Consider the following 21,683-nt stretch of genomic DNA (forward strand, 5'->3'; position numbering starts at 1 on the left):
ATGTCCGTGCAATCGAGCTTCAAGGCTGCCGTCATCCAGGCGGCATCCATCCCGACCGACAGCCTGGCTTGCGCCCACAAAGCGGCCTCCCTGATTCGCCAGGCGGCGGAGCAGGGCGCCCGGGTGTTGGTGTTCCCTGAAGCCTTCCTGGGTGGCTACCCCAAGGGCAATTCCTTCGGCGCGCCCATCGGCATGCGCAAGGCCGAAGGCCGCGACGCCTTTGCCACCTATCACCGGCAAGCCATCCGGCTGGACGGCGAAGAAGTGGCGGTCGTGGCCCAGGCCGCCGCCGACACCGACAGTTTCGTCGTGATGGGCTGCATCGAGGCCGACGGCGGCACGCTGTACTGCACCGTCCTGTATTTCAATGGGCAGGAAGGGCTTGCCGGCAAGCACCGCAAACTGATGCCGACCGCGGGCGAGCGGCTGATCTGGGGCTTTGGCGATGGCTCGACGATGCCTGTCTTCGACACCCCCTACGGCAAGATCGGCGCCGTCATCTGCTGGGAAAACTACATGCCCATGCTGCGCATGTACATGTACAGCCAGGGCGTCGCGCTGTATTGCGCGCCCACCGCGGATGACCGCGACAGCTGGATCCCCAGCATGCGCCATATCGCGCTGGAAGGCCGCTGCTATGTGCTGACGGCCTGCCAGCACCTGCGCCGCGACGCCTACCCGGAAGACTTCGAATGCGCGCTGGGCGACAGCCCGGACACCGTGCTGATGCGCGGCGGCAGCGCCATCATCGACCCCTTGGGCGAAGTGCTGGCCGGCCCCGACTTTTCCGCAGAGACGATTCTGTACGCCGACATCAACCCCAATCAGATCCTGCGCGGCAAGTACGACTTCGACGTGTCCGGCCATTACGCGCGGCCGGACGTGTTCCAGTTGCACGTCGACACCCGCGAAAAGCGGGCGGTATCCGCCCAGGGCGCGATCGGCCACCAGGAGCCCTGAGTCATGCACTTTGATTTCAGCGCCTTGCCCTCGCAGACGGTCTATAAGTTGCTGACCTCGACCGTCACGCCTCGCCCGATCGCGTGGGTCACCACGATATCGGCCGACGGCAGCGTGAACGCGGCGCCGTTCAGCTTCTTCAACGTCATGGGGCACCAGCCGCCTACGGTCGCCATCGGCCTGATGCGCCGCGCCAATGGCGAACTTAAGGACACCAGCGCCAACATCATCGAAAACGGCGAGTTCGTGGTGAACCTGGTGCCGGAGTCGATGATGCAGCAGATGAACCAGACCTGCGCCGATTATCCGCCCGGCGTGGATGAGTTGGCCAAGGCCGGGCTGACGGCCTTGCCGGCCGCGCATGTGCGGCCGCCCCTGATCCAGGGCAGTCCGGTGTCGCTGGAATGCGTTAGCCAGGCAACGATCGTGACCGGACCGCATCAAGTCGTGGTCATCGGCCGGGTGCTGGGCGCGCATGTGGACGACGCCTTTGTGCAGGATGCCGAGCGTGGCTACGTGAAGACGGCCGAGATGGGCTTGGTTGCCCGTATGCACGGCAGCGGATGGTACGCCCGCAGCACGGACCTCTTCCAGCTGGCGCGACCCACCGTCGCGGATTGACGATCCAAGGCGGCCGCTCAGGCCGCTTTTTTTTGGCTTGCGGCGGCGGCTCCCGAGCTGTCCGTCCTTGGCTGCTTTGCGACGGTTACGCAAACGCGGGAGCTTCTGTCAAAAAGGTCTCCAGTTCGCTCGATGCGGGTCAAATTCCGGCTGCTAGCATGTGTTGGACCGTCGCGAGAATCCTCGATTCCGACTTCTCCGGCGGCATTTTCTTGACACATCGAACACCAATATTTTGGGGGCGGATCATCCAGGGGCTTGCGGGCGTCTGGCTTGCAGGGGAGGAGGCCTTCGGCCGGTGCCCGGCAACTGCCGAAACCCGCATTCAAGCGCCTGGCTGGATGCTGGAGGCAGTATGAAAAATATGAAGCTTGGAACCCGCCTTGCGGGCGGCTTTTCCGTGTTGCTGGCCCTGATCATCGTCATGTGCATCGTGGGGTTGGTCAGCTTGGGCAACATCAACGAATCGGTCGAGACGGTCACCCAGCGATCCCTGATCAAAGAGCGCCTGATCAGCGACTGGGCCCGCAACATCCAGACCGGGGTCACGCGTACTACTGCCATCGCCAAAAGCGCTGACGCCAGCCTGGCGGGCTTCTTCACCGAAGAGGCCGCCGCGTCCAGCCGCAATTCTTCGGCGCTGCAGCAGCAGATCGAGCCGTTGATCGAAACCAGCGAAGAAAAGCAGTTATGGGACGGCATCCGGAAATCCCGGGCGGAATACCTGCGCACGCGCGACGCGATCTTCAAAGCCAAGCAGGAAGGCGACCTGGCCTCGGCCGACAAGGTATTCACCCAGGAATTCCTGCCGGCCACGCGCCAGTTCATCGACCAGATCACCAAGCTGTCGACCCTGCAGCGCGCCGACATCGACGCGCGCGCGACGGAGATCCAGGGCGCCTACACCACCGCGAATTTCTGGATGATTGCGATCGGTTCGCTGGCGGTCGTCAGCGGGTTGCTGTTGGCCGTGCTCCTGACGCGGGGCATCACGCGTCCCTTGTCCGACGCGGTGCGCGTGGCGCGCACGGTCGCCGCCAACGACTTGACCAGCACGGTCACCGTGAAATCGCGCGACGAAATCGGGCAACTGATGCAGGCGCTGCAATCCATGAACGCCAACCTGGCAGGCACCATCGCCCGCATCCGAACCGGCGTGGACAGCATGGCGTCCGCCTCGGGCGAGATCGCGGCGGGCAACACCGACCTGTCTTCCCGCACCGAGCAGCAGGCCGCGTCGCTGGAAGAGACAGCCGCCTCCATGGAGCAGTTGTCGTCAACCGTGAAGCAGAACGCCGACAGCGCGCGCCAGGCGAACCAACTTGCCGCCGCAGCGTCCGACACCGCGTCCCGCGGCGGCGCCACCGTGTCCGAAGTCGTCAGCACGATGAGCGCGATCTCGTCCAGCTCCGTCAAGATCGCCGACATCGTGTCGGTTATCGACGGCATTGCGTTCCAGACCAACATCCTGGCGCTGAACGCCGCGGTCGAAGCGGCGCGGGCGGGCGAGCAGGGCAAGGGCTTCGCGGTCGTCGCCGCCGAGGTCCGCACGCTGGCGCAGCGCAGCGCGCAGGCCGCCAAGGAGATCAAGACGCTGATCGAAGACACGGTGCAGAAGATCAGCCAGGGCTCGGTCAGCGCCGAACGCGCGGGCTCGACGATGCAGGAGATCGTCAGCTCGGTGCAGCGCGTGACGGACATCATGGGCGAAATCGCCGCGGCGTCCGCCGAGCAGGCCGACGGCATCGAACAGGTCAATCGGGCCGTGTCGCAAATGGATGAAGTTACGCAGCAGAACGCCGCGCTGGTGGAAGAGGCCGCGGCCGCCGCGGGCTCCATGCAGGATCAGGCCGCCGACCTGATGCGGGCGGTCAGCGCGTTCAAGCTGCCGGGGGCGGGGCATACGGTCGGGCCACGCACGCAAGACGCACGATTGGCCGCGCCCGTGAAGCAGATCGCGGCATATTGATGCGGTCGAAGTGGCGCCTGCTGGCAGGCGCCACTTCAGCGTTGCGTTGGGGGATCAGTGCCCGCTGCCGCTGCCCGCTACCGCTACCCGCTACCGCTACTCGCGAAAAGAAAAAAGCCCCTGATTTCTCAGGGGCTTCGTTCTTGAATACTGGCGGAGAGGGTGGGATTCGAACCCACGGTACGGGGATACCGTACGCCTGATTTCGAGTCAGGTACATTCGACCACTCTGCCACCTCTCCGTTGCTGGGTTCCGTAACGGTGAAATTCCTGCCTTCGCTCTTGCCGTTTAACTAGACGACTTAAAGCAGTAGGGCGGGTTTCTCACTCCAAGATCCCTGGTCGGAAGGATCTTCGTTGTCGGAGCAGCGAAGCCCGCAATTCTACAGGATTTTTTTCTTGTGTGTAAAGGGGGTGGAAAAAAATCTCTACGGGGGCTTACTCCGGGCTTCCGGTGCCAGCGATCTTTGCCCAGAATTCCCCCAACGCGGGCATCTCGATCCTTGGCCCGCACCCACCAGGCAACCGCTTCCCTACATGGATCTGATCCTTATCCTCTTGCTTGCCGCCGTCCTGTGCGTGCCGATCACCCAGCGGCTTGGGTTGGGCGCCATCCCCGGCTACCTGATCGCGGGCGTGCTGATCGGGCCGTCCTGCCTGAAGCTGGTGACCAATGTAGACACCATGATCAACGTGTCTCAATGGGGCGTGGTGATGATGCTGTTCATCATCGGGTTGGAGCTGTCGCCCAAGCGGCTTTGGGCGATGCGCAACGAAGTCTTCGTGCTGGGATCCTTGCAGATGCTGGCGTGCGGCCTGCTGCTGGGGCTGGTGTTCGGGGCGGGGCTACGGCATCTGGCAGGCATGGAATGGCAGGCGGCGGTGCTGTGCGGGCTGTCGTTGGCGTTGTCGTCGACGGCGGTGGCGCTGCGGCTGCTGGACGAACGCGCGTTGACGCGCACGCCGCTGGGCCGGTCAGCGCTGGGCGTCCTGCTGTTCCAGGACATGGCGGCCATCCCGATGCTGGTTGCGGCCGGCCTGCTGGGCGCCGACGGCACGTCGGCCCCGTCGTTCAAGGAAGCGCTGGTTGCGGTGGCGGTGGTGGCCGTGGCCTATCGGCTGCGGCTGCTGGGCTGGGCCGCCAAAGCGGAGCTGAACGAACTGTTCACGGCGGCGGCGCTGCTGATGGTGGTGGGGGCGGCGCAGCTGTTCGACTACGCGGGGCTGTCCGCCGGCCTGGGCGGTTTCCTGGTGGGGGTGCTAATGGCGGAATCGCGTTACCGCCACGACCTGGAAAAGGCTATCGATCCGTTCAAGGGCCTGCTGCTGGGGCTGTTCTTCCTGGCGATCGGCATGTCCATCAATCTGGCGGTGGTGGCGGTCCACTGGAAGCTCATCATCGCCGGCGTCGCGGCCTTGCTGGCGATCAAGGCGCTGGTGTTGTACGGCTTTGCGCGTTTTCTGGGGCTGCCGCGCTATCACCGCCTGCTGTTCGCCATGGTGTTGGCCCAGGGCGGGGAATTCAGCTTCGCCATTTTCAACGAGGCCTGGGACAACCATCTGATGAACCTGGAGCAGCGCGACGTGCTGGCGGTGGTGGTGGCGGTGTCGATGGGCGTGGTGCCGGTGCTGATCAAGCTGCTGGAGCGCGTGCCGGAAAGCCGGGGCGGCATGGCCGACCTGCCCACCGCCGAGCCGGTCGCCAGTGGCGGGCCAGCGCCCGCCGATCCCCGCGACCCGCCTCCCGCTGCTTGACCCCGCAGGGTGTGGGGGCATGGCATGATTGCCGTCATCCCGGGCAGCTACACTTGAACCCCGTTTTTGCACCCCGTTCTACGCCAGATCACAGGAGAATGTCATGCTCAAAGGAAAAGTCGCCCTTGTCACCGGTTCCACCAGCGGCATCGGCCTGGGTATCGCCACGGCCTTCGCCCAGCAAGGGGCCGATATCGTCCTGAATGGTTTCGGCGACGCCGCCGAAATCGAAAAGGTGCGCGCCGGCTTGGCCGACAAGCATGGCGTGAAGGTGATCTACGACGGCGCCGACCTGTCCAAGGGCGATGCGGTGCGGGGGCTGGTCGAAAACACCGTGCGCCAGCTGGGCCGCATCGACATCCTGGTCAATAACGCAGGTATCCAGCACACCGCGCTGATCGAGGATTTTCCCGCGGAAAAGTGGGATGCCATTCTGGCGCTGAACCTGTCGGCCGTGTTCCATGGCACCGCGGCCGCCTTGCCGCACATGAAGAAGCAGGGCTTCGGCCGCATCATCAACATCGCCTCGGCGCACGGCCTGGTGGCCTCCGCCAACAAGTCGGCCTATGTGGCCGCCAAGCACGGCGTGGTTGGTTTCACCAAGGTGACGGCGCTGGAAACCGCTGGCCAGGGCATCACCGCCAATTCCATCTGCCCGGGTTGGGTCCGCACCCCGCTGGTGGAAAAGCAGATCACCGCGCTGGCTGAAAAGAGCGGCGTGGATCAGGAAACCGCTGCCCGCGAACTGCTCAGCGAAAAGCAGCCTTCGCTGCAATTCGTCACGCCGGAACAACTGGGCGGCACCGCCGTGTTCCTGGCGTCGGAGGCCGCGGCGCAAATCACTGGAACGTCCGTCTCCGTCGATGGCGGCTGGACGGCGCGTTAATAAAGGAATTCCGAATGCTGTTTCTGCTTTCCCCCGCCAAGAAGCTGGACTACGACTCGCCGCTGCATATCGAGACGCACACCCAGCCGCTGTTCGTGGACCAGGCCGCCGGCCTCATCAAGGTGCTGAAGACCAAGTCCGCGGACGATATTGCCGAACTGATGAGCCTGAGCCCGGCCCTGTCCGAGCTGAACGCGCAGCGCTACGCCCACTGGAAGCGCACCTTCACGCAGACCAATTCGCGTCAGGCCGTGCTGGCCTTCAATGGCGACGTGTACGAAGGACTGGACGCGTCGACCCTGTCGGCCAAGCAGCTGGACTGGGCGCAAGAGCACGTGGCCATCCTGAGCGGTCTGTACGGCGTGTTGCGTCCGCTGGACCTGATGCAGCCGTACCGCCTGGAAATGGGCACGCGGCTGCAGACGCCCAAGGGCAAGAACCTGTACGAGTACTGGGGGTCGACCATTGCCGACTACCTGAACGAGCGCCAGGAAGGCAAGAAAGCGCCGGTGATCGTCAACCTGGCGTCCGAAGAGTATTTCAAGTCGGTCGATCTGAAGACGCTGAAGGCGCGCGTGGTGCAGTGCGTGTTCCAGGACTGGAAGAACGGCGCCTGGAAGATCATCAGCTTTCACGCCAAGCGCGCGCGTGGCCTGATGGCGCGCTACGCCATCCAGCACAAGGTCACCAAGCCCGAAGGCCTGCACGGCTTCGACCTGGAAGGCTACGCCTATGACGCGTCGGCGTCGTCGGAAGACAAACTGGTGTTCCGGCGCAAGCTGGCCTGACCCGGGGCGGATCGCCGCGCGAAGCAAAAACCGGCCTGTTTTCAGGCCGGTTTTTTTTATCGCGTGATAACGGTCTCGATCAAGACGCCATGGTCGCCACCGGCGGCGTGTGCGCGGGGTCGGCCAGCGCCTGCAGTTCTTGCCGGATCATGTGGGACGCCTTCAGCATTTGCTTGACGGGGTAGGCCAGCGCGGCCTGTTCGCCTTCGGTGTCGAACTGCGTCGGCAGGGGCGCCGCGATCTCGGGGCGGCGTTCGTCCAGCAGGTCGACCATGCCGTTCATCGCCAACTGCACCGCCTCGGGGGTTTTGGGCAACGCGGCCAGGATGGGGATCGCCGCAGTGATCTGCGAGGCCAGCACGTGGTTCTGGATCAGCAGGTTGTTCAGCTCGGGCACGCTGACCTGGTGCGATTTCGGTTCGCTCATCATGCGGTAGAAGGCTTCGGCGAAATTGCTGAACGCGATGTGCACGTTCTTGCGCGCCAGGCGCCAGGCCAGGTCGGCGTCGATGACCGCCGGCGTTTCAGCGGCGGCGCCACCTGCGGGGGCGCCGTGCGCCTGCATGGCGTCGGCATAGCGCAGCCCGGCCAGCAGGTACTCGCGGTTGGCGCGCGTGGCGGCGGCGGCCAGCGGCCTCAAGTAGCGCGCTTCCCACCACGGGAGGATATAGCTGCACACCAGCGCCAGCGTGCAACCCAGCAGCGTGTCGATGGCGCGTTCGCCAATCACGGACATCGACACCGTGCCCGGCGATACGAAGTGGAAGACCAGCACCACGAAGAGCGTGTTGAAGATGGCGCTGGCCATGTAGTTCAGCTGCACCAGGCTGTTGCCCATGATGCAGGCGCCCAGCAGCACGGCGAACAGGATTTCTGGCTGGTCGGTCACGTTGAACAGCAGCAGCGCGCAGATGCAGCCGATCAGGGTACCCATCAGCCGCCAGCCGTTGCGCTGCCGCGTCAGCGCGAAACCGGGCTTCATGATGATGACGATGGTCAGCATGATCCAGTAGTTGTGCGCCGAGAACGCCGGCGACAGCCAGCGGCTGGCCAGCGTCATCGCGATGGCGGCGGCTGCCGTCACCCGAAGCGCATAGCGGAAATGCGGCGAATCCAGGCGCAGGTTGCTGGTCAGCAGCCCAAAACGGAATTCCTGTCGCGAGATGAATCGGGTCAACGATTTGTTGATGCGCAGCACGTCGGTCGGCTTGGCATCCGGCGACGCCGCCGTGTGGTCCGCCAGCCGGTCCACGATCCGCGCCGAATTGCGCAGGCGGCGCAGCACCTGGATGATCAGCGCCAGCATTTCGGGTTCGCGTTCGCCCAGACCCTGCTGCTTAAGCTGTTCGATCTCGTATTCGATGGCGCGAAGTTCGGCGCGGGCGCTGCTGCGGTACTGCACCTGGCGGCCGCGCGACACGTCCAGCGCAATGCGGTTGAGTTCCAGCGACATCTTCACCAGCGCGTCGCGCATGAACATCAGGCAATCATTGCCGGCCAGTGTGCGTCGCAGCGCGGCGTAGTCGGTGTGCGTGGCGACCAGCGTGTCCAGCAACTGAAGCATGTCGACGAACATGTTCCAGATCATCACGCGCTGGCGGTCGCCCACGCCTTTGCCGCGCGGCAGGGCGCGCAGCACCATGTCGCGCGCGGCCTGGTGCTTTTCGGTCATGACGGACTGACGCTGGATCAGCGTGCGGTAGGCCTCGTCCAGATCAGCCGTCGTGTCGTAGAAGGCCGCGCGGGCAGCGACGTAGTCGCCCGTGGCGAACAGCGCCACCGACATCGCCTGCTGTTCCTCGCGCAGCCAGAACAGGCGTGAAAAGCCCAGGCTGAACACCACATAGAACAGGGCGCCGCCCAGGGTGGCGGCGGCGTGCGCCAGCACTTCGTGGGGTTCCAGCGGCGAGTGCATCGTCAAGGTCATCAGCAGCAGGCCGGCAAAGCCGATCAGCCCGCCGCGCTTGCCGAACACGGTGAACATCGAATAGACGAAGCACTGCGCGATGACGGCCAGCCAGATCATTACCGGGTGCGTCGATGCCAGTCCGGTGATGATGACGGTCAGCGTGCCCAGCGCGGCGCCGCCCAGCATCTCGTTGGTGCGGTGGCGTTGCGGCCCGCCGGGTTGATCGATGATCGCCAGGCACTGGGCGCCGAAGGTCGCCACCAGCCCCGTGGTGTAGTTGCCGAAGATGCCGCCCAGCACCAGCACAGGCAACAACATGCCGATCCCCTGGCGCACGCCTCCGAAGAAGTAGTGGCTGTAGAGAAAGCGGCGAATGCTGGCAATGCGCAAATCCATGGGGCGGCGGCTGGGTTCTAGGCAACGGAACAAGTATAGAGACGCTGTTGGATTTTTTGGGGCCGGATGGGCACCGGACTTTCCCTGCATCGCGCGTGCAACGGTCCCGAAACATCGATTTGCTACCTTTGACGCAACGCGGTAAATTCCATCTCTTGCGCCGGTCTGCCTATCCGATACCGGCGCGTTGAGGCGGATGGTCAGGGTCACCTCCCAGCCATCCTGCCGCAGTGATACTTGCTGTTGGCCGCGCCACAAGCGTGTGTTGCCGAAGCTTCCATTTCGACCTCCAGCGTCCCCCAGGGGCGTTTGCACTGCGTTCTGTCGAGCGTGTGCCGGGTCGGCAGGGTGTCCGGGTGGCGTGGCTCCGTGAGCCGCTAAGCGCCGGATCATGTTGTCGTAGCCGGTATGGGTTCCGTTGCCGCCGTATCCGGGCGAGCAGCAGTCAGGGTTGCAGGGCCGGTACTGAAAGGAAATACAACATGGAAATGAATGGCGCCGATATCGTCGTGCGCTGCCTGGCCGATGAGGGCGTGGAACACGTTTTCGGCTATCCCGGCGGCGCAGTGCTGTACATCTACGACGCGATCTTCAAGCAAGACAAATTTCAGCATATCCTGGTTCGTCACGAGCAAGCTGCCGTGCACGCCGCCGATGCCTATTCGCGCTCGTCGCAAAAGGTTGGCGTCTGCCTGGTGACCAGCGGCCCGGGCGTGACCAATGCCGTCACCGGCATTGCCACTGCCTACATGGACTCCATCCCCATGGTCATCATCAGCGGGCAAGTGCCCACTGCGGCCATCGGCGAAGATGCGTTCCAGGAATGCGACACCGTCGGCATCACGCGTCCCTGCGTCAAGCACAACTTCCTTGTGCGCGACGTCAAGGACCTGGCCGAAACCATGCGCCGCGCGTTCTACATCGCGCGCACGGGCCGTCCCGGCCCGGTGCTGGTGGATATCCCCAAGGACATCACCGTCGCGCAGTGCAAGTACACGCCGCCCAAGGGCGAGATCTCGATGCGTTCCTACGCGCCCGTCAACAAGGGCCACCAGGGGCAAATCAAGAAAGCCGTGCAGATGCTGCTGGCCGCCGAGCGGCCGATGATCTACACGGGCGGCGGGGTCATCCTGTCGAACGCCGCGCCCGAGCTCAACAAGCTGGTGTCGCAGCTGGGCGCACCGTGCACCAGCACCCTGATGGGTCTGGGCGGCTACCCGGCCAGCAGCGGCCAGTTCGTGGGCATGCCCGGCATGCACGGCACCTACGAAGCCAATATGGCGATGCAGCACTGCGACGTCCTGCTGGCCATCGGGGCCCGTTTCGATGACCGCGTGATCGGCAATCCCAAGCACTTCGCGCAGAACGCCCGCAAAATCATCCATATCGATATCGATCCGTCGTCGATCTCCAAGCGCGTGCGCGTGGACGTCCCGATCGTCGGTAACGTCAAGGACGTGCTGGCCGACCTCAGCGCCCAATACGAAATCGCCTCCGCCGAACACAAGCCGGCCCCCATCGCCAAGTGGTGGGACCAGGTCGAGACCTGGCGCGGCAAGGAATGCCTGAAGTTCGCCAACTCGGACGAAGTCATCAAGCCGCAATACGTGGTGGAAAAGCTCTGGGAAGTGACGGGCGGCGACGCCTTCGTCACGTCCGACGTGGGCCAGCACCAGATGTGGGCGGCGCAGTATTACAAGTTCGACAAGCCGCGCCGCTGGATCAACTCCGGCGGCCTGGGCACCATGGGTGTGGGGCTGCCCTACGCGATGGGCGTGCAGATGGCCAACCCTGGGCACGACGTCGCCGTCATCACCGGCGAAGCGTCGATCCAGATGAACATCCAGGAACTGTCGACCTGCCATCAATACCGCCTGACGCCCAAGATCGTCTGCCTGAACAACCGTTTCTTAGGCATGGTCCGGCAATGGCAGCAGATCGATTACGGCTCGCGCTATTCCGAGTCCTACATGGATTCGCTGCCCGACTTCGTCAAGGTGGCCGAGGCCTATGGCCACGTGGGTCTGCGTATCGAGCGTCCGGCGGATGTCGAACCCGCGCTGCGCGAAGCCTTCGGCAAGCACAAGGAACGCCTGGTCTTTCTGGACTTCATCACCGACCGCACCGAAAACGTGTGGCCGATGGTCAAGGCCGGTCGTGGGCTGACCGAAATGCTGCTTGGCTCTGAAGACCTGTAAGGAGGCCACCATGAAGCACGTGATTTCCGTCCTCCTCGAAAACGAACCCGGCGCGCTGTCGCGCGTGGTGGGGCTGTTTTCCGCGCGGGGCTACAACATCGAGACCCTGACCGTGGCACCCACCGAGGACGCCACGCTGTCGCGCATGACCATCGTGACCACTGGTTCCGACGAGGTTATCGAACAGATCACCAAGCACCTGAACCGCCTGGTCGATGTCGTCAAAGTGGTGGATTTGACCGAGGGCGCCCACATCGAGCGCGAGCTGATGCTCGTGAAGGTGCGCGCCGTCGGCAAGGAACGCGAAGAGATGAAGCGCATGGCGGACATCTTCCGCGGCCGCATCATCGACGTGACCGACAAGTCCTACACCATCGAATTGACCGGGGTGCAGGAAAAAGTACAGGCCTTCCTGGAAGCCCTGGACCGCAGTGCCATCCTTGAAACCGTACGCACCGGCGTGTCCGGCATCGGACGCGGTGAACGGATTTTGAAGATTTGACCGGCCTTCCAGGCCACGCCACACCCTACATCTGAATTAATCGAATATCCAAAATACTGGAATCTGGAGCACAACCATGAAAGTTTTCTACGACAAAGACTGCGATCTGTCCCTCATCAAAGGCAAGACCGTTGCCATCATCGGCTACGGTTCGCAAGGTCATGCGCACGCGCAGAACCTGCATGAGTCGGGCGTGAAGGTCATCGTCGGCCTGCGCAAGGACGGCGCTTCGTGGAACAAGGCCGCCAACGCCGGCCTGGAAGTCAAGGAAGTGGCTGATGCCGTGAAGGCCGCCGACATCGTCATGATGTTGCTGCCCGACGAGAACATCGCCTCGGTCTACAACAAGGAAGTGCACGGCAACATCAAGGCCGGCGCCGCCCTGGCTTTCGCCCACGGCTTCAACGTCCACTACGGCCAGGTCGTGCCGCGTGAAGACATCGACGTCATCATGATCGCGCCGAAGGCCCCGGGCCACACGGTGCGCAACACGTACAAGCAAGGTGGCGGCGTGCCCCACCTGGTGGCCGTGTACCAAGACAAGTCGGGCGCCGCGCGTGACGTAGCCCTGTCGTATGCCAGCGCCAACGGCGGCGGCCGTGCCGGCATCATCGAAACCAACTTCCGCGAAGAAACCGAAACCGACCTGTTCGGCGAACAAGCCGTGCTGTGCGGCGGCACCGTCGAACTGATCAAGGCCGGTTTCGACACGCTGGTGGAAGCCGGCTACGCGCCCGAAATGGCGTACTTCGAATGCCTGCACGAACTGAAGCTGATCGTCGACCTGATCTATGAAGGCGGCATCGCCAACATGAACTACTCGATTTCGAACAACGCCGAATTCGGCGAGTACGAAACGGGCCCGAAGATCGTCACCGACGAAACCCGCAAGGCCATGCGCCAGTGCCTGACGGACATCCAGACCGGCGAATACGCCAAGAAGTTCATCCTGGAAAACACCGCCGGCGCTCCGACCCTGACCTCGCGCCGCCGCATCAACGCGGAATCGCAGATCGAGCAGGTCGGCGGCAAGCTGCGCGCCATGATGCCCTGGATCGCCGCCAACAAGCTGGTGGACAAGTCCAAGAACTGATCGATGCCCAAGCGCGGGTTTTCCCCGCGTGGAAGCGTTCAAAGCGGCATGCCTGCGAAGGCATGCCGCTTTTTCTTGGCTTATTGCTCAGGCACGCGGCTTGCTGTAGCCCGCAAGCGGGGCCAGATGGGTTAACCTTTCACCGTCCGTTGTAAGTTATTGAGACCATGCCAAATTTTTCCATGCGCGATTCCGAGAACCGCCACCGAAGCATCTACCTGCTGCCCAACGCATTCACCACCGCGGCGTTGTTCGCGGGGTTCTATGCCGTGGTGCAGGCCATGAACGATCGCTTCGAAGTCGCCGCCATCGCCATTTTCGTGGCCATGGTGCTGGACGGCATGGATGGCCGCGTCGCCCGGCTGACCAATACGCAGTCCGCCTTCGGCGAACAATACGACTCGCTGTCGGACATGACGTCGTTCGGCGTGGCGCCCGCGCTGGTCATGTACGAGTGGATTTTGAATGACCTGGGCCGTTGGGGCTGGCTTGCCGCTTTCGTCTATGTGGCGGGGGCCGCGCTGCGCCTGGCGCGCTTCAATACCAATATCGCCGTCGTCGACAAACGCTATTTCCAGGGCTTGCCCAGCCCGGCCGCGGCCGCGCTGGTGGCGGGTTTCGTCTGGCTGGCCGTGGATAACAAGCTGCCCATCCATGACAGCCTGATGGCCTGGGTGGCGTTCACGCTGACCATGTACGCCGGCATCACGATGGTGTCCAACGCGCCGTTTTTCAGCGGCAAGAGCTTCGCCCTGGGCCGCAGCGTGCCGTTCTGGGGCATCCTGCTGGTAGTGGCCGTGTTCGTGTTCGTGTCCAGCGATCCCCCGGTGGTGCTGTTTGGCTTGTTCGTGCTGTATGGTCTGTCGGGATGGGTCATGTGGGGCTGGCGCTGGAACAAAGCGCGCCGCCTGACACAAGAGCGCCGCAGCCAGTCTTCCTGATGGCGTCGCCATTCAAGACAAAAAACCCGCCGGATCGGCGGGTTTTTTGTCTTTGGAAGGGAGTCAGCGCCACATGAATTTATCATCGTCGTACATGGGGTCGGGTCCGGGGTGGAAGTGCGTCAGTTTGCTGCCGTCGCGGCTCATGTACACGTACATCAACGAATTCCACACGCCGTTTTCCTTGTAGCGGTACGACCACACGACTTCGCGTTTTTCGCCCAGGCCGGCTTCCTCGATGCGGGCGGGCGGGCCGAATTCGCAGCGCACGCGGTCGGGGCCCCATTCGCCGGTTTCCAGCACCTTGAAGTGGGCGTCGGTCAGCAGGGGCAGCACCTGGCCCACGCGGCCGTCGGTGCCGACATTGGTGCCCCAGGCGTACTGGCCCATCGGTTGTTGCGTCCAGATCACGCGGCGCCCGCCGCCCGCTTGCGGGCATTCGAAGTTAGGCTGGCCGAACTGAGTCAACACCTCGGCGTAGGGCGTGCCGGGGGGCACTTGGGCCAAGTTGGCGCACGCGGCAAGCCCGGCCAACGCCAGCGAGGCGAGGGCGATACGGGTCGATCTGTAATATTTAGACATGAATTTGCTCCTCAGGGCGCCGCGCAGCCGGTCGCCGGCCTCTGCCGACGGGACCGAAACCGTCTCTGGGGTAATTCTAGCGAATCAGCTATAATCATCGAGCTTTATCAAGTGTATTGATTTTGCAAGATGCTTTGCGCCGGCAGTCCGGCTGCAGGGTGGCTCCAAAAAGCGGGCCCGGGTTCCAGGCGAATCCGTGTGCTGTAGGGGGCACTTCGCAGCTATTGAAGCAGCAGTGAGAAAGCAAAAACGCTTATCGCCGGGATTTACGCAAATTTTTTCCAAACCACGTCAGGGCACCTCGGCCCTGTCGCATGTCCGAAGAGGTCATCAATGTCTGTAGCTGACATCAAGAAATCCGATATCGTTGCGCAGTTCCAACGCGCTCAAGGCGATACCGGCTCCCCCGAAGTTCAGGTGGCTCTGCTCACCGCCCGTATCAACGAACTGACTGGTCACTTCAAAGAACACATGAAGGACCATCACTCGCGCCGCGGTCTGCTGCGTATGGTCAGCCGTCGCCGCAAGCTGCTCGACTATCTCAAGGGCCGCAATCCCGATTCGTACCGCGCTCTGATCGAAAAACTCGGTCTGCGTAAGTGATCGACGGGGCTGGCTCCCCATGACGCAATAACCGTGGTCGGTGCGACGTATTGTCGCGACGGCCACGGTTTTTCATTTGTAAGGAATAATCGTCATGTTCAACAAAGTGACAAAATCGTTCCAATACGGCCAGCATACGGTCGTTCTGGAAACTGGCGAAATTGCTCGCCAGGCCTCCGGCGCCGTTGTGGTGTCGATCGAGGACACCGTCGTCCTGGCCACTGTCGTGGCTTCCAAGAAGGCCAAGCCGGGTCAAACGTTTTTCCCGCTGACCGTCGACTACATCGAGAAGACCTACGCTGCCGGCCGTATTCCGGGTGGGTTCTTCAAGCGTGAAGGCAAGCCGTCCGAAAAGGAAACGCTGACCTCGCGCCTGATCGACCGTCCGCTGCGTCCGCTGTTCCCCGAAGACTTCTACAACGAAGTCCAAGTGGTCATCCACACGCTGTCGGTCAATCCCGAGATCGATCCCGACATCGCCGCCATGATCGGCGCGTCGGCCGCGCTTGCCATTTCGGGCATCCCGTTCAACGGCCCGATCGGCGCCGCGCGCGTGGGCTACATCGATGGCCAGTACGCCCTGAACCCGACCGCTTCGCAACTGAAGTCGTCGAAGCTGGACCTGGTGGTTGCCGGTACCGAAAACGCCGTGCTGATGGTGGAATCGGAAGCCCAACAGCTTTCCGAAGAAATCATGCTGGGCGGCGTGGTCTTCGGCCACGAGCAAATGCAGGCTGTCATCAACGCCATTCACGAACTGGTGAAGGACGCTGGCAAGCCCGACTGGGACTGGCAAGCGCCCGCCAAGGACGAAGCCCTGATCGCCGCCGTGACCTCGGCGGCCCAGGAAGGCCTGAACGCTGCCTACCAGATCCGCGAAAAGCAGGCCCGCACCGCCAAGCTGCGCGAAGTGTCGGCCGAGGTGTCGGCCAAGCTGGCTGCCGCCGCGGCTGAAAAGGGCGAGTCCGTGCCCGACGCCGTGACCGTCGACAACATCATGTTCTCGCTGGAATCGGCCATCGTCCGCGGCCAGATCCTGAACGGCGAACCGCGTATCGACGGCCGCGACACCCGTACCGTGCGCCCCATCAGCGTGCGTCTGGGCGTGCTGCCCCGCGCACACGGCAGCGCGCTGTTCACCCGTGGTGAAACGCAAGCGCTGGTCGTGGCCACGCTGGGCACCAAGCAAGACGAACAGATCATCGACGCGCTCATGGGTGAATACCGCGACCGCTTCATGATGCACTACAACATGCCTCCGTTCGCCACCGGCGAAACGGGCCGCATTGGTGTGCCCAAGCGCCGCGAAATCGGCCACGGCCGTCTGGCCAAGCGTTCGCTGATCCCGCTGCTGCCGGCCCCGGAAGACTTCCAGTACACGATCCGTATCGTGTCGGAAATCACCGAGTCCAATGGCTCGTCGTCGATGGCTTCGGTCTGCGGCGGCTCGCTGGCCATGATGGACGCCGGCGTGCCGGTCAAGGATCACGTGGCCGGTGTGGCCATGGGCCTGATCCTGGACGGCGGCAAGTTCGCCGTGCTGACCGACATTCTGGGTGACGAAGATCACCTGGGCGACATGGACTTCAAGGTCGCGGGCACCGAAAACGGCGTCACCGCACTGCAGATGGACATCAAGATCCAGGGCATCACCAAGGAAATCATGCAAGTGGCGCTGGCGCAAGCCCGCGAAGGCCGCCTGCACATCCTGACCAAGATGAAAGAAGCACTGGACGGTTCGCGCGGTGAGCTCTCGGCTTTTGCCCCGCGCATGCTGACCATCAAGATCAACCCCGAGAAGATCCGTGACGTGATCGGCAAGGGCGGCGCCACCATCCGCGCGCTGACCGAAGAAACCGGTACGCAGATCGACATCTCCGACGACGGCACGATCGTGATCGCCAGCGTCGACGAAGGGCAGGCCAAAGAAGCCCAGCGCCGCATCGTCGAACTGACGGCTGACGTCGAAGTGGGCCAGATCTACGAAGGCTCGGTCCTGCGCCTGCTGGACTTCGGCGCCATCGTGCAAGTGCTGCCGGGCCGTGATGGCCTGCTGCACATCTCGGAAATTGCCAACTACCGCATCGCGAACATCAACGATGTGCTGAAGGTCGGCCAGCAAGTCCGTGTCAAGGTCATCGAGGCCGACGACAAGGGCCGCCTGCGCCTGTCCATCAAGGCAATCGGTGGTATCGAAGCGCAGCAGCCCGCTGCCGCGCCGGAAGCCGCCCCTCAGTCGGAACCGCAAGCTGAATAAGCTGGCAGGCTGATTGAACGAAGAACGGCGCCGCAAGGCGCCGTTTTTTTATTGCACCACACAAAAATCCGATTCCGGCGCTGATTCATCTTCTTGCGACTTCAACCCGCCGACGTCTCCCAACTTCGCCGACCTTGCTGTAAAGTCTTGCGCGAGAAAGGGGGAATCGGATGAGCCGAGTATGACGGGAGGGCCGGGGGGCGCCACCGCCGCGGTGCTGCTTACCGTGCTGCTGGCCGGCTGCATGAGCAGCCCGGGGCCGGGCCAGCGCGGACCCAATAGCGAAGGCATGTCCGCCGATCAATTCGGCCAGACCGACTTCAACCGTACCGTCACACTGGAAGTGCGCGACAACCTGTCCAGCCTGTATTCGCTGCTGGACAAGCTCTACCGCCGCAATCCCCGCGAATGGCGCAAAACCGGCGTGGCGGACCAGAAAGAGGCCGTCAACCGGGTCAAGCACGCGATTGAAGTCCGGATTCCGCCCGGCGATCTTGCCGGCCTGCGCGACATCCAGATCCTGGCCGTATCCCTCGACCCCAACTACACCGGCGACCGCGTCGGCGCCTTCATCTACGGCATGGCCGACACCATCATCGCGGCCCACAACGGCAAGACCCGGCTGTACGCCACCGACGCGCTGGACGGCCAGCGGGTCTACAATGCGGCACGGAATGTCGAGGCCGCCGCGTGGTTGCTGGCATCGCGCCGCAACAATCAAGGCGAGCCGCTATTGCTGGCCAATGAAATGTCCCCCAACGCCACGAACCTGAGCTTCGAGCGCGAGTTCGGCGCCATCATCGGTCGGCTGGACTTGATCGCCAATCTGCTGGGCGAGAATTCGCGGCGTATCGGGATCAACTATGCGCAGGGCCTGCTGCTGTTCAATTTTCTGCCTGTGCGCTAACAGGATCTACCCATCGTGATCGATATTGCCTCTATCCAGACCGCCCGCGAAAACTTGCGCGGCCAGGTGCTGAAGACCCCGTTTACCTTGTCGCGCACGCTGTCCGACATCTTCGGCGCCGAGATCTGGCTGAAGTTCGAGAACCTGCAATTCACGGCCTCGTTCAAGGAGCGCGGCGCGTTGAACCGCATGCTGACCTTGTCGGATGACGAGCGAGCCAAGGGAGTGATCGCCGTGTCGGCCGGCAACCATGCCCAGGGCGTGGCCTACCATGCGCAGCGCATGGGCGTGCCGGCGGTGATCGTGATGCCGCGCTTCACGCCTACGGTCAAAGTGGCCAATACGCGGCGCTTTGGCGCCGAGGTCGTGCTGGCGGGCGATACTTTCGACGATGCCAAGGCCCATGGCTACGAGCTGGCGCAAGCGCGCGGCCTGATCATGATCCACCCCTACGACGACGAAGCCGTCATTGCGGGGCAGGGCACCGTCGCCCTGGAAATGCTGGAAGACCAGCCGCAATTGGAGACGCTGGTCATCGCCATCGGCGGTGGCGGCCTGATTTCGGGCATCGCCACGGCCGCCAAGGCCTTGAAGCCCGGCATCGAGATCGTGGGCGTGCAGACGGAGCGTTTTCCGTCGATGTACGCGGCGGTCAAGGGCGTATCCATGCCGCAGGGGCTGTACACCATTGCCGAAGGCATCGCCGTGAAGTCGCCGGGCGCGCTGACCCAGCCGATCGTCAGCCGGTTGGTCGATCAGATCGAACTGGTCAGCGAAAGCGATATCGAGCACGCCATCGTCGTGCTGCTGGAAATCGAGAAGACCGTGGTGGAAGGCGCGGGCGCCGCGGGCTTGGCCGCGCTGCTGCGCGCGCAGGAAGCGGGCAGCGACCGCTTCAAGGGCAAGCGCATCGGCCTGGTGCTGACGGGCGGCAATATCGACCCGCTGATGCTGGGCGAACTGATCGAACGCGGCATGGTGCGCGCCGGGCGCCTGGCCCGCATCCGCGTGGACTTGCGCGACCTGCCCGGCGCGTTGGCCCACGCCACCAAGCTGATCGCCGATGCGCAGGCCAACATCACCGAAGTGCATCACCAGCGTGCCTTCACGTCATTGCCGGTGCGCAACGTCGAGGTGGATTTTGTCTTGCAGACGCGCGGGCCGGAGCACATCCTGGAAGTGATCGACATCCTCAACGCTGCGGGTTTTGCGGCCAGCAATCACGATCACTAAGCGTGGGCGATAAGAGCGATCATTAAGAGCGATCACCAAGGACGGGCGCCTGGCGCGGCGTCCAGGCCGGGGGATCAGGCGGCGTCGTGTTGGGCGGCGTCGCGCGCCACCAGACTTTTCAGGCCGTACAGGCGTTCGCGATGCAAGGTCGTGGACAGGGGCTCGGGCTCGCGGCCCAGCGCGACGTAGTCGGCGGGGATCTGGGCGATGGCCTCGCGCATGCGCTCGGCGTTGCCTTGCCACCATTGCGCCAGCATGCGGTCCGGGTTGTAGACATCCAGCCCCTGGCGGCGCAACTCCGAGCGATTGAAATCCTTCAGGTTCCAGGTGGCGATCTGCACGACGGGCGGCTGCTGCAGCCCGCAGCGGGCGCGCCGCGCCAGGCCGGCGGCGATCACATGGAAGTCCTTCGGGTCGCTATAGCGCAGCGACGCTTCATAGACCTGCGTGTCCGCCTCGTTGGCGTCGGGAAAGCGCGCGTTCATGTCGGCCCAGAACTCGGCCAGCACTTCCGGCGGAATATCCCAGATGCGCGAGGCGTTGCGGCGCCACTCTTCGCCGATGCGTTCCGTCCAGACCGGGATGAACACGCCGGCCTCGGCCAGACGCAGCAGCAGCCGGCGCAAGATGCCGGACATCAGCACGCAGGCGTCCAGGACGATGAAGGGGGGAAAGGGGGGAGAGGTAGTCAAGATCGTGTTCGGTGCCCAAGCCAGTGAGAGGCTTGCTTTGCAAGGGGACGCATGTCGAAGTGCGGCTCAGATGGGGAGATAAAAGGCGACGCGAAAGAATAGCGGTTTTCCTTGCCAAGGCTTAGCCCGTACGAGAAATACTCCAGCCTAACGTGTGCGGATTGGCTTCGGACGCGGCGGGCATCGCGAGCACCACCCCAAATTCCGATGAATTGGATCTGCCGCACTAAATATTCATCTGAGTGTGCCGTAGGGATAGTAGTTGGGAGTTTCTCGTGAGGTCACTATCTCGGAGATTCTTCGAGACTCGTCTACAGGTGTCTGAACGGAGTGGCAATGGAATCGTGGAAAGAATGGATAAGCATAGTTGTGTCTTTGATCGCACTGTTTGTTGCGCGGCGGGCCAACTCCATCGCGCAAGAATCCGCGGAAGCTGCCAAAGCAAGCCAAGAGCGGTTGGAAATATATAACCACTATCCAATCTTGGCCGTTACCGCATCTCTGGATCTCGATACAGCACGGTTTCACATTGAAATTCGCAATGATAGTGCCATCAATGCTTCATCCCCAATTCGCGTGGAATGGTTAGTGATGGCTCATGCTGGTAATGTCCATCGGGTTGAGCAAAAGGGGACTACTGAATTTCCCCCTCGGCTGCCTGCTAGTCGGGGGGATTATGAAATCAGCGACCTAAATACCTACGCCAAATGGGCACTCGAGTTTATGAAAACTCCTCCACCGGGAGCGAACAGTTTTGTTATTAGATTGGTGTTCAAATACCAAGCGGTGTTACCGACATCCAAGTCACTGTGTAAGGAATTTTTCTGTAGGTACGAGCACAAAGATGGTGCTTTGGTCCTAGTAGAGACAGGGCAATAATGTTTGCGTCAAATTGCGCAAAATCTTGCCGTGCTTTCCATTTGGCGCCCCAGGGCAGGCAAGCCCGCCGTGAACAATGTTGGGTATCGTCATGCACTGAGTTCGGTTGGTGCCCGAGACCGGAATCGAACCGGTACGGCCTTGCGGCCGAGGGATTTTCTTACCACTTCGGCTTTCGCCGCCAGCGCGAAAACGCTGTTCGTGGTCTGGAGCACGCCTTCACCATAGCCTTGCGGCCTTAGGTGCCCGCCGTCTGCTCTCTACACCTTCCCCGGTTTTTCAACCGGGGCTTGGCTCGGCGTTGGCTCGGAACAGGTCCAGGGCGTTCGCCGAATTTGACGGGCTACACCTTTGGAGTTTCCTCCAAAGGGCTCAAATTAGTTTAAGTCCCTTGTGTCTACCAATTTCACCACTCGGGCGTTGCACGGCCCATGCAGGGTCGGCAGCGGGCGTGACTATACCATCTTGGGCGCAGGGGCATTGGCGCGCCCTGGTGGAATCAGGGTAAGCAC

18 protein-coding genes and 1 tRNA gene are annotated in these 21,683 nt (G+C 62.9%); 15 read left to right on the forward strand and 4 right to left on the reverse strand.

Annotation, left to right across the window (positions count from 1 at the left end; translation table 11 throughout):
- The 3 genes from ACI0FO_RS01580 (at position 1) to ACI0FO_RS01590 (ending at position 3,550) form a co-directional block, all read left to right on the forward strand.
- On the forward strand, positions 1-960 hold the full coding sequence (locus ACI0FO_RS01580; RefSeq protein WP_416023623.1) for a carbon-nitrogen hydrolase family protein: 960 nt from the start codon (positions 1-3) through the stop codon (positions 958-960).
- A 3-nt stretch (positions 961-963) separates the two neighbouring features.
- Positions 964-1,581: a flavin reductase family protein gene (locus ACI0FO_RS01585; RefSeq protein ID WP_416023625.1), complete on the forward strand. Its 618-nt coding sequence runs from the start codon at positions 964-966 to the stop codon at positions 1,579-1,581.
- 364 nt (positions 1,582-1,945) lie between these two features.
- Positions 1,946-3,550: a methyl-accepting chemotaxis protein gene (locus ACI0FO_RS01590; RefSeq protein WP_416023627.1), complete on the forward strand. Its 1,605-nt coding sequence runs from the start codon at positions 1,946-1,948 to the stop codon at positions 3,548-3,550.
- A 151-nt stretch (positions 3,551-3,701) separates the two neighbouring features.
- Here ACI0FO_RS01590 and ACI0FO_RS01595 read toward each other — a convergent pair.
- Positions 3,702-3,792, reverse strand: a tRNA-Ser gene (locus ACI0FO_RS01595).
- Positions 3,793-4,087: 295 nt separating this feature from the next.
- Between ACI0FO_RS01595 and ACI0FO_RS01600 the strand changes: the two genes are divergently transcribed.
- From ACI0FO_RS01600 to yaaA, 3 genes are all read left to right on the forward strand, one after another.
- Complete coding sequence (locus ACI0FO_RS01600) at positions 4,088-5,305, forward strand: cation:proton antiporter (RefSeq protein WP_416023629.1); 1,218 nt, start codon at positions 4,088-4,090, stop codon at positions 5,303-5,305.
- Between the two features lie 103 nt (positions 5,306-5,408).
- A complete protein-coding gene (locus ACI0FO_RS01605) occupies positions 5,409-6,191 on the forward strand; it encodes a 3-hydroxybutyrate dehydrogenase (protein WP_416023631.1) in 783 nt (260 codons plus the stop codon).
- 14 nt (positions 6,192-6,205) lie between these two features.
- Positions 6,206-6,979: a peroxide stress protein YaaA gene (gene yaaA, locus ACI0FO_RS01610; RefSeq protein ID WP_416023633.1), complete on the forward strand. Its 774-nt coding sequence runs from the start codon at positions 6,206-6,208 to the stop codon at positions 6,977-6,979.
- Between the two features lie 79 nt (positions 6,980-7,058).
- Here yaaA and ACI0FO_RS01615 read toward each other — a convergent pair whose 3' ends face one another.
- A complete protein-coding gene (locus tag ACI0FO_RS01615; RefSeq protein WP_416023635.1) occupies positions 7,059-9,284 on the reverse strand; it encodes an FUSC family protein in 2,226 nt (741 codons plus the stop codon).
- A 428-nt stretch (positions 9,285-9,712) separates the two neighbouring features.
- Here ACI0FO_RS01615 and ACI0FO_RS01620 point away from each other — a divergent pair, with 428 nt between their 5' ends.
- From ACI0FO_RS01620 to pssA, 4 genes are all read left to right on the forward strand, one after another.
- The gene (locus tag ACI0FO_RS01620) at positions 9,713-11,482 is read left to right on the forward strand and encodes an acetolactate synthase 3 catalytic subunit (RefSeq protein WP_255410149.1); all 1,770 of its coding nucleotides are present in this window, start codon (positions 9,713-9,715) and stop codon (positions 11,480-11,482) included.
- Positions 11,483-11,492: 10 nt separating this feature from the next.
- A complete protein-coding gene (gene ilvN, locus ACI0FO_RS01625; RefSeq protein ID WP_006217868.1) occupies positions 11,493-11,984 on the forward strand; it encodes an acetolactate synthase small subunit in 492 nt (163 codons plus the stop codon).
- Between the two features lie 76 nt (positions 11,985-12,060).
- Positions 12,061-13,077, forward strand: coding sequence for a ketol-acid reductoisomerase (gene ilvC / locus ACI0FO_RS01630; RefSeq protein WP_046807014.1), 1,017 nt, complete (start codon positions 12,061-12,063; stop codon positions 13,075-13,077).
- Positions 13,078-13,244: 167 nt separating this feature from the next.
- On the forward strand, positions 13,245-14,018 hold the full coding sequence (gene pssA / locus ACI0FO_RS01635) for a CDP-diacylglycerol--serine O-phosphatidyltransferase (protein ID WP_105555264.1): 774 nt from the start codon (positions 13,245-13,247) through the stop codon (positions 14,016-14,018).
- A gap of 63 nt (positions 14,019-14,081) precedes the next feature.
- Here the strand turns inward: pssA and ACI0FO_RS01640 are convergent, their stop codons facing one another.
- Positions 14,082-14,600 (reverse strand): hypothetical protein, encoded by a 519-nt coding sequence (locus tag ACI0FO_RS01640; RefSeq protein ID WP_416023637.1) that lies wholly within the window; start codon positions 14,598-14,600, stop codon positions 14,082-14,084.
- Positions 14,601-14,933: 333 nt separating this feature from the next.
- Between ACI0FO_RS01640 and rpsO the strand changes: the two genes are divergently transcribed.
- The 4 genes from rpsO to ACI0FO_RS01660 all read left to right on the forward strand — a co-directional run bounded on the left by rpsO (position 14,934) and on the right by ACI0FO_RS01660 (position 19,600).
- Positions 14,934-15,203 (forward strand): 30S ribosomal protein S15, encoded by a 270-nt coding sequence (gene rpsO, locus ACI0FO_RS01645; RefSeq protein WP_006223612.1) that lies wholly within the window; start codon positions 14,934-14,936, stop codon positions 15,201-15,203.
- A gap of 94 nt (positions 15,204-15,297) precedes the next feature.
- The gene (pnp, locus tag ACI0FO_RS01650; RefSeq protein ID WP_416023639.1) at positions 15,298-17,460 is read left to right on the forward strand and encodes a polyribonucleotide nucleotidyltransferase; all 2,163 of its coding nucleotides are present in this window, start codon (positions 15,298-15,300) and stop codon (positions 17,458-17,460) included.
- 181 nt (positions 17,461-17,641) lie between these two features.
- On the forward strand, positions 17,642-18,367 hold the full coding sequence (locus tag ACI0FO_RS01655; RefSeq protein ID WP_416023641.1) for a hypothetical protein: 726 nt from the start codon (positions 17,642-17,644) through the stop codon (positions 18,365-18,367).
- Between the two features lie 15 nt (positions 18,368-18,382).
- The gene (locus ACI0FO_RS01660; protein ID WP_416023643.1) at positions 18,383-19,600 is read left to right on the forward strand and encodes a threonine ammonia-lyase; all 1,218 of its coding nucleotides are present in this window, start codon (positions 18,383-18,385) and stop codon (positions 19,598-19,600) included.
- Positions 19,601-19,674: 74 nt separating this feature from the next.
- Here the strand turns inward: ACI0FO_RS01660 and ACI0FO_RS01665 are convergent, their stop codons facing one another.
- Complete coding sequence (locus ACI0FO_RS01665; RefSeq protein WP_416024528.1) at positions 19,675-20,238, reverse strand: PIN domain-containing protein; 564 nt, start codon at positions 20,236-20,238, stop codon at positions 19,675-19,677.
- 390 nt (positions 20,239-20,628) lie between these two features.
- Between ACI0FO_RS01665 and ACI0FO_RS01670 the strand changes: the two genes are divergently transcribed.
- Entirely contained in the window at positions 20,629-21,171 is a 543-nt protein-coding gene (locus tag ACI0FO_RS01670; RefSeq protein WP_416023645.1) for a hypothetical protein, read from the forward strand.
- Positions 21,172-21,683 lie beyond the last annotated feature (512 nt).

This window comes from Achromobacter marplatensis (genome assembly GCF_049060505.1).
Classification (GTDB): Bacteria; Pseudomonadota; Gammaproteobacteria; order Burkholderiales; family Burkholderiaceae_B; genus Achromobacter; species Achromobacter marplatensis_A.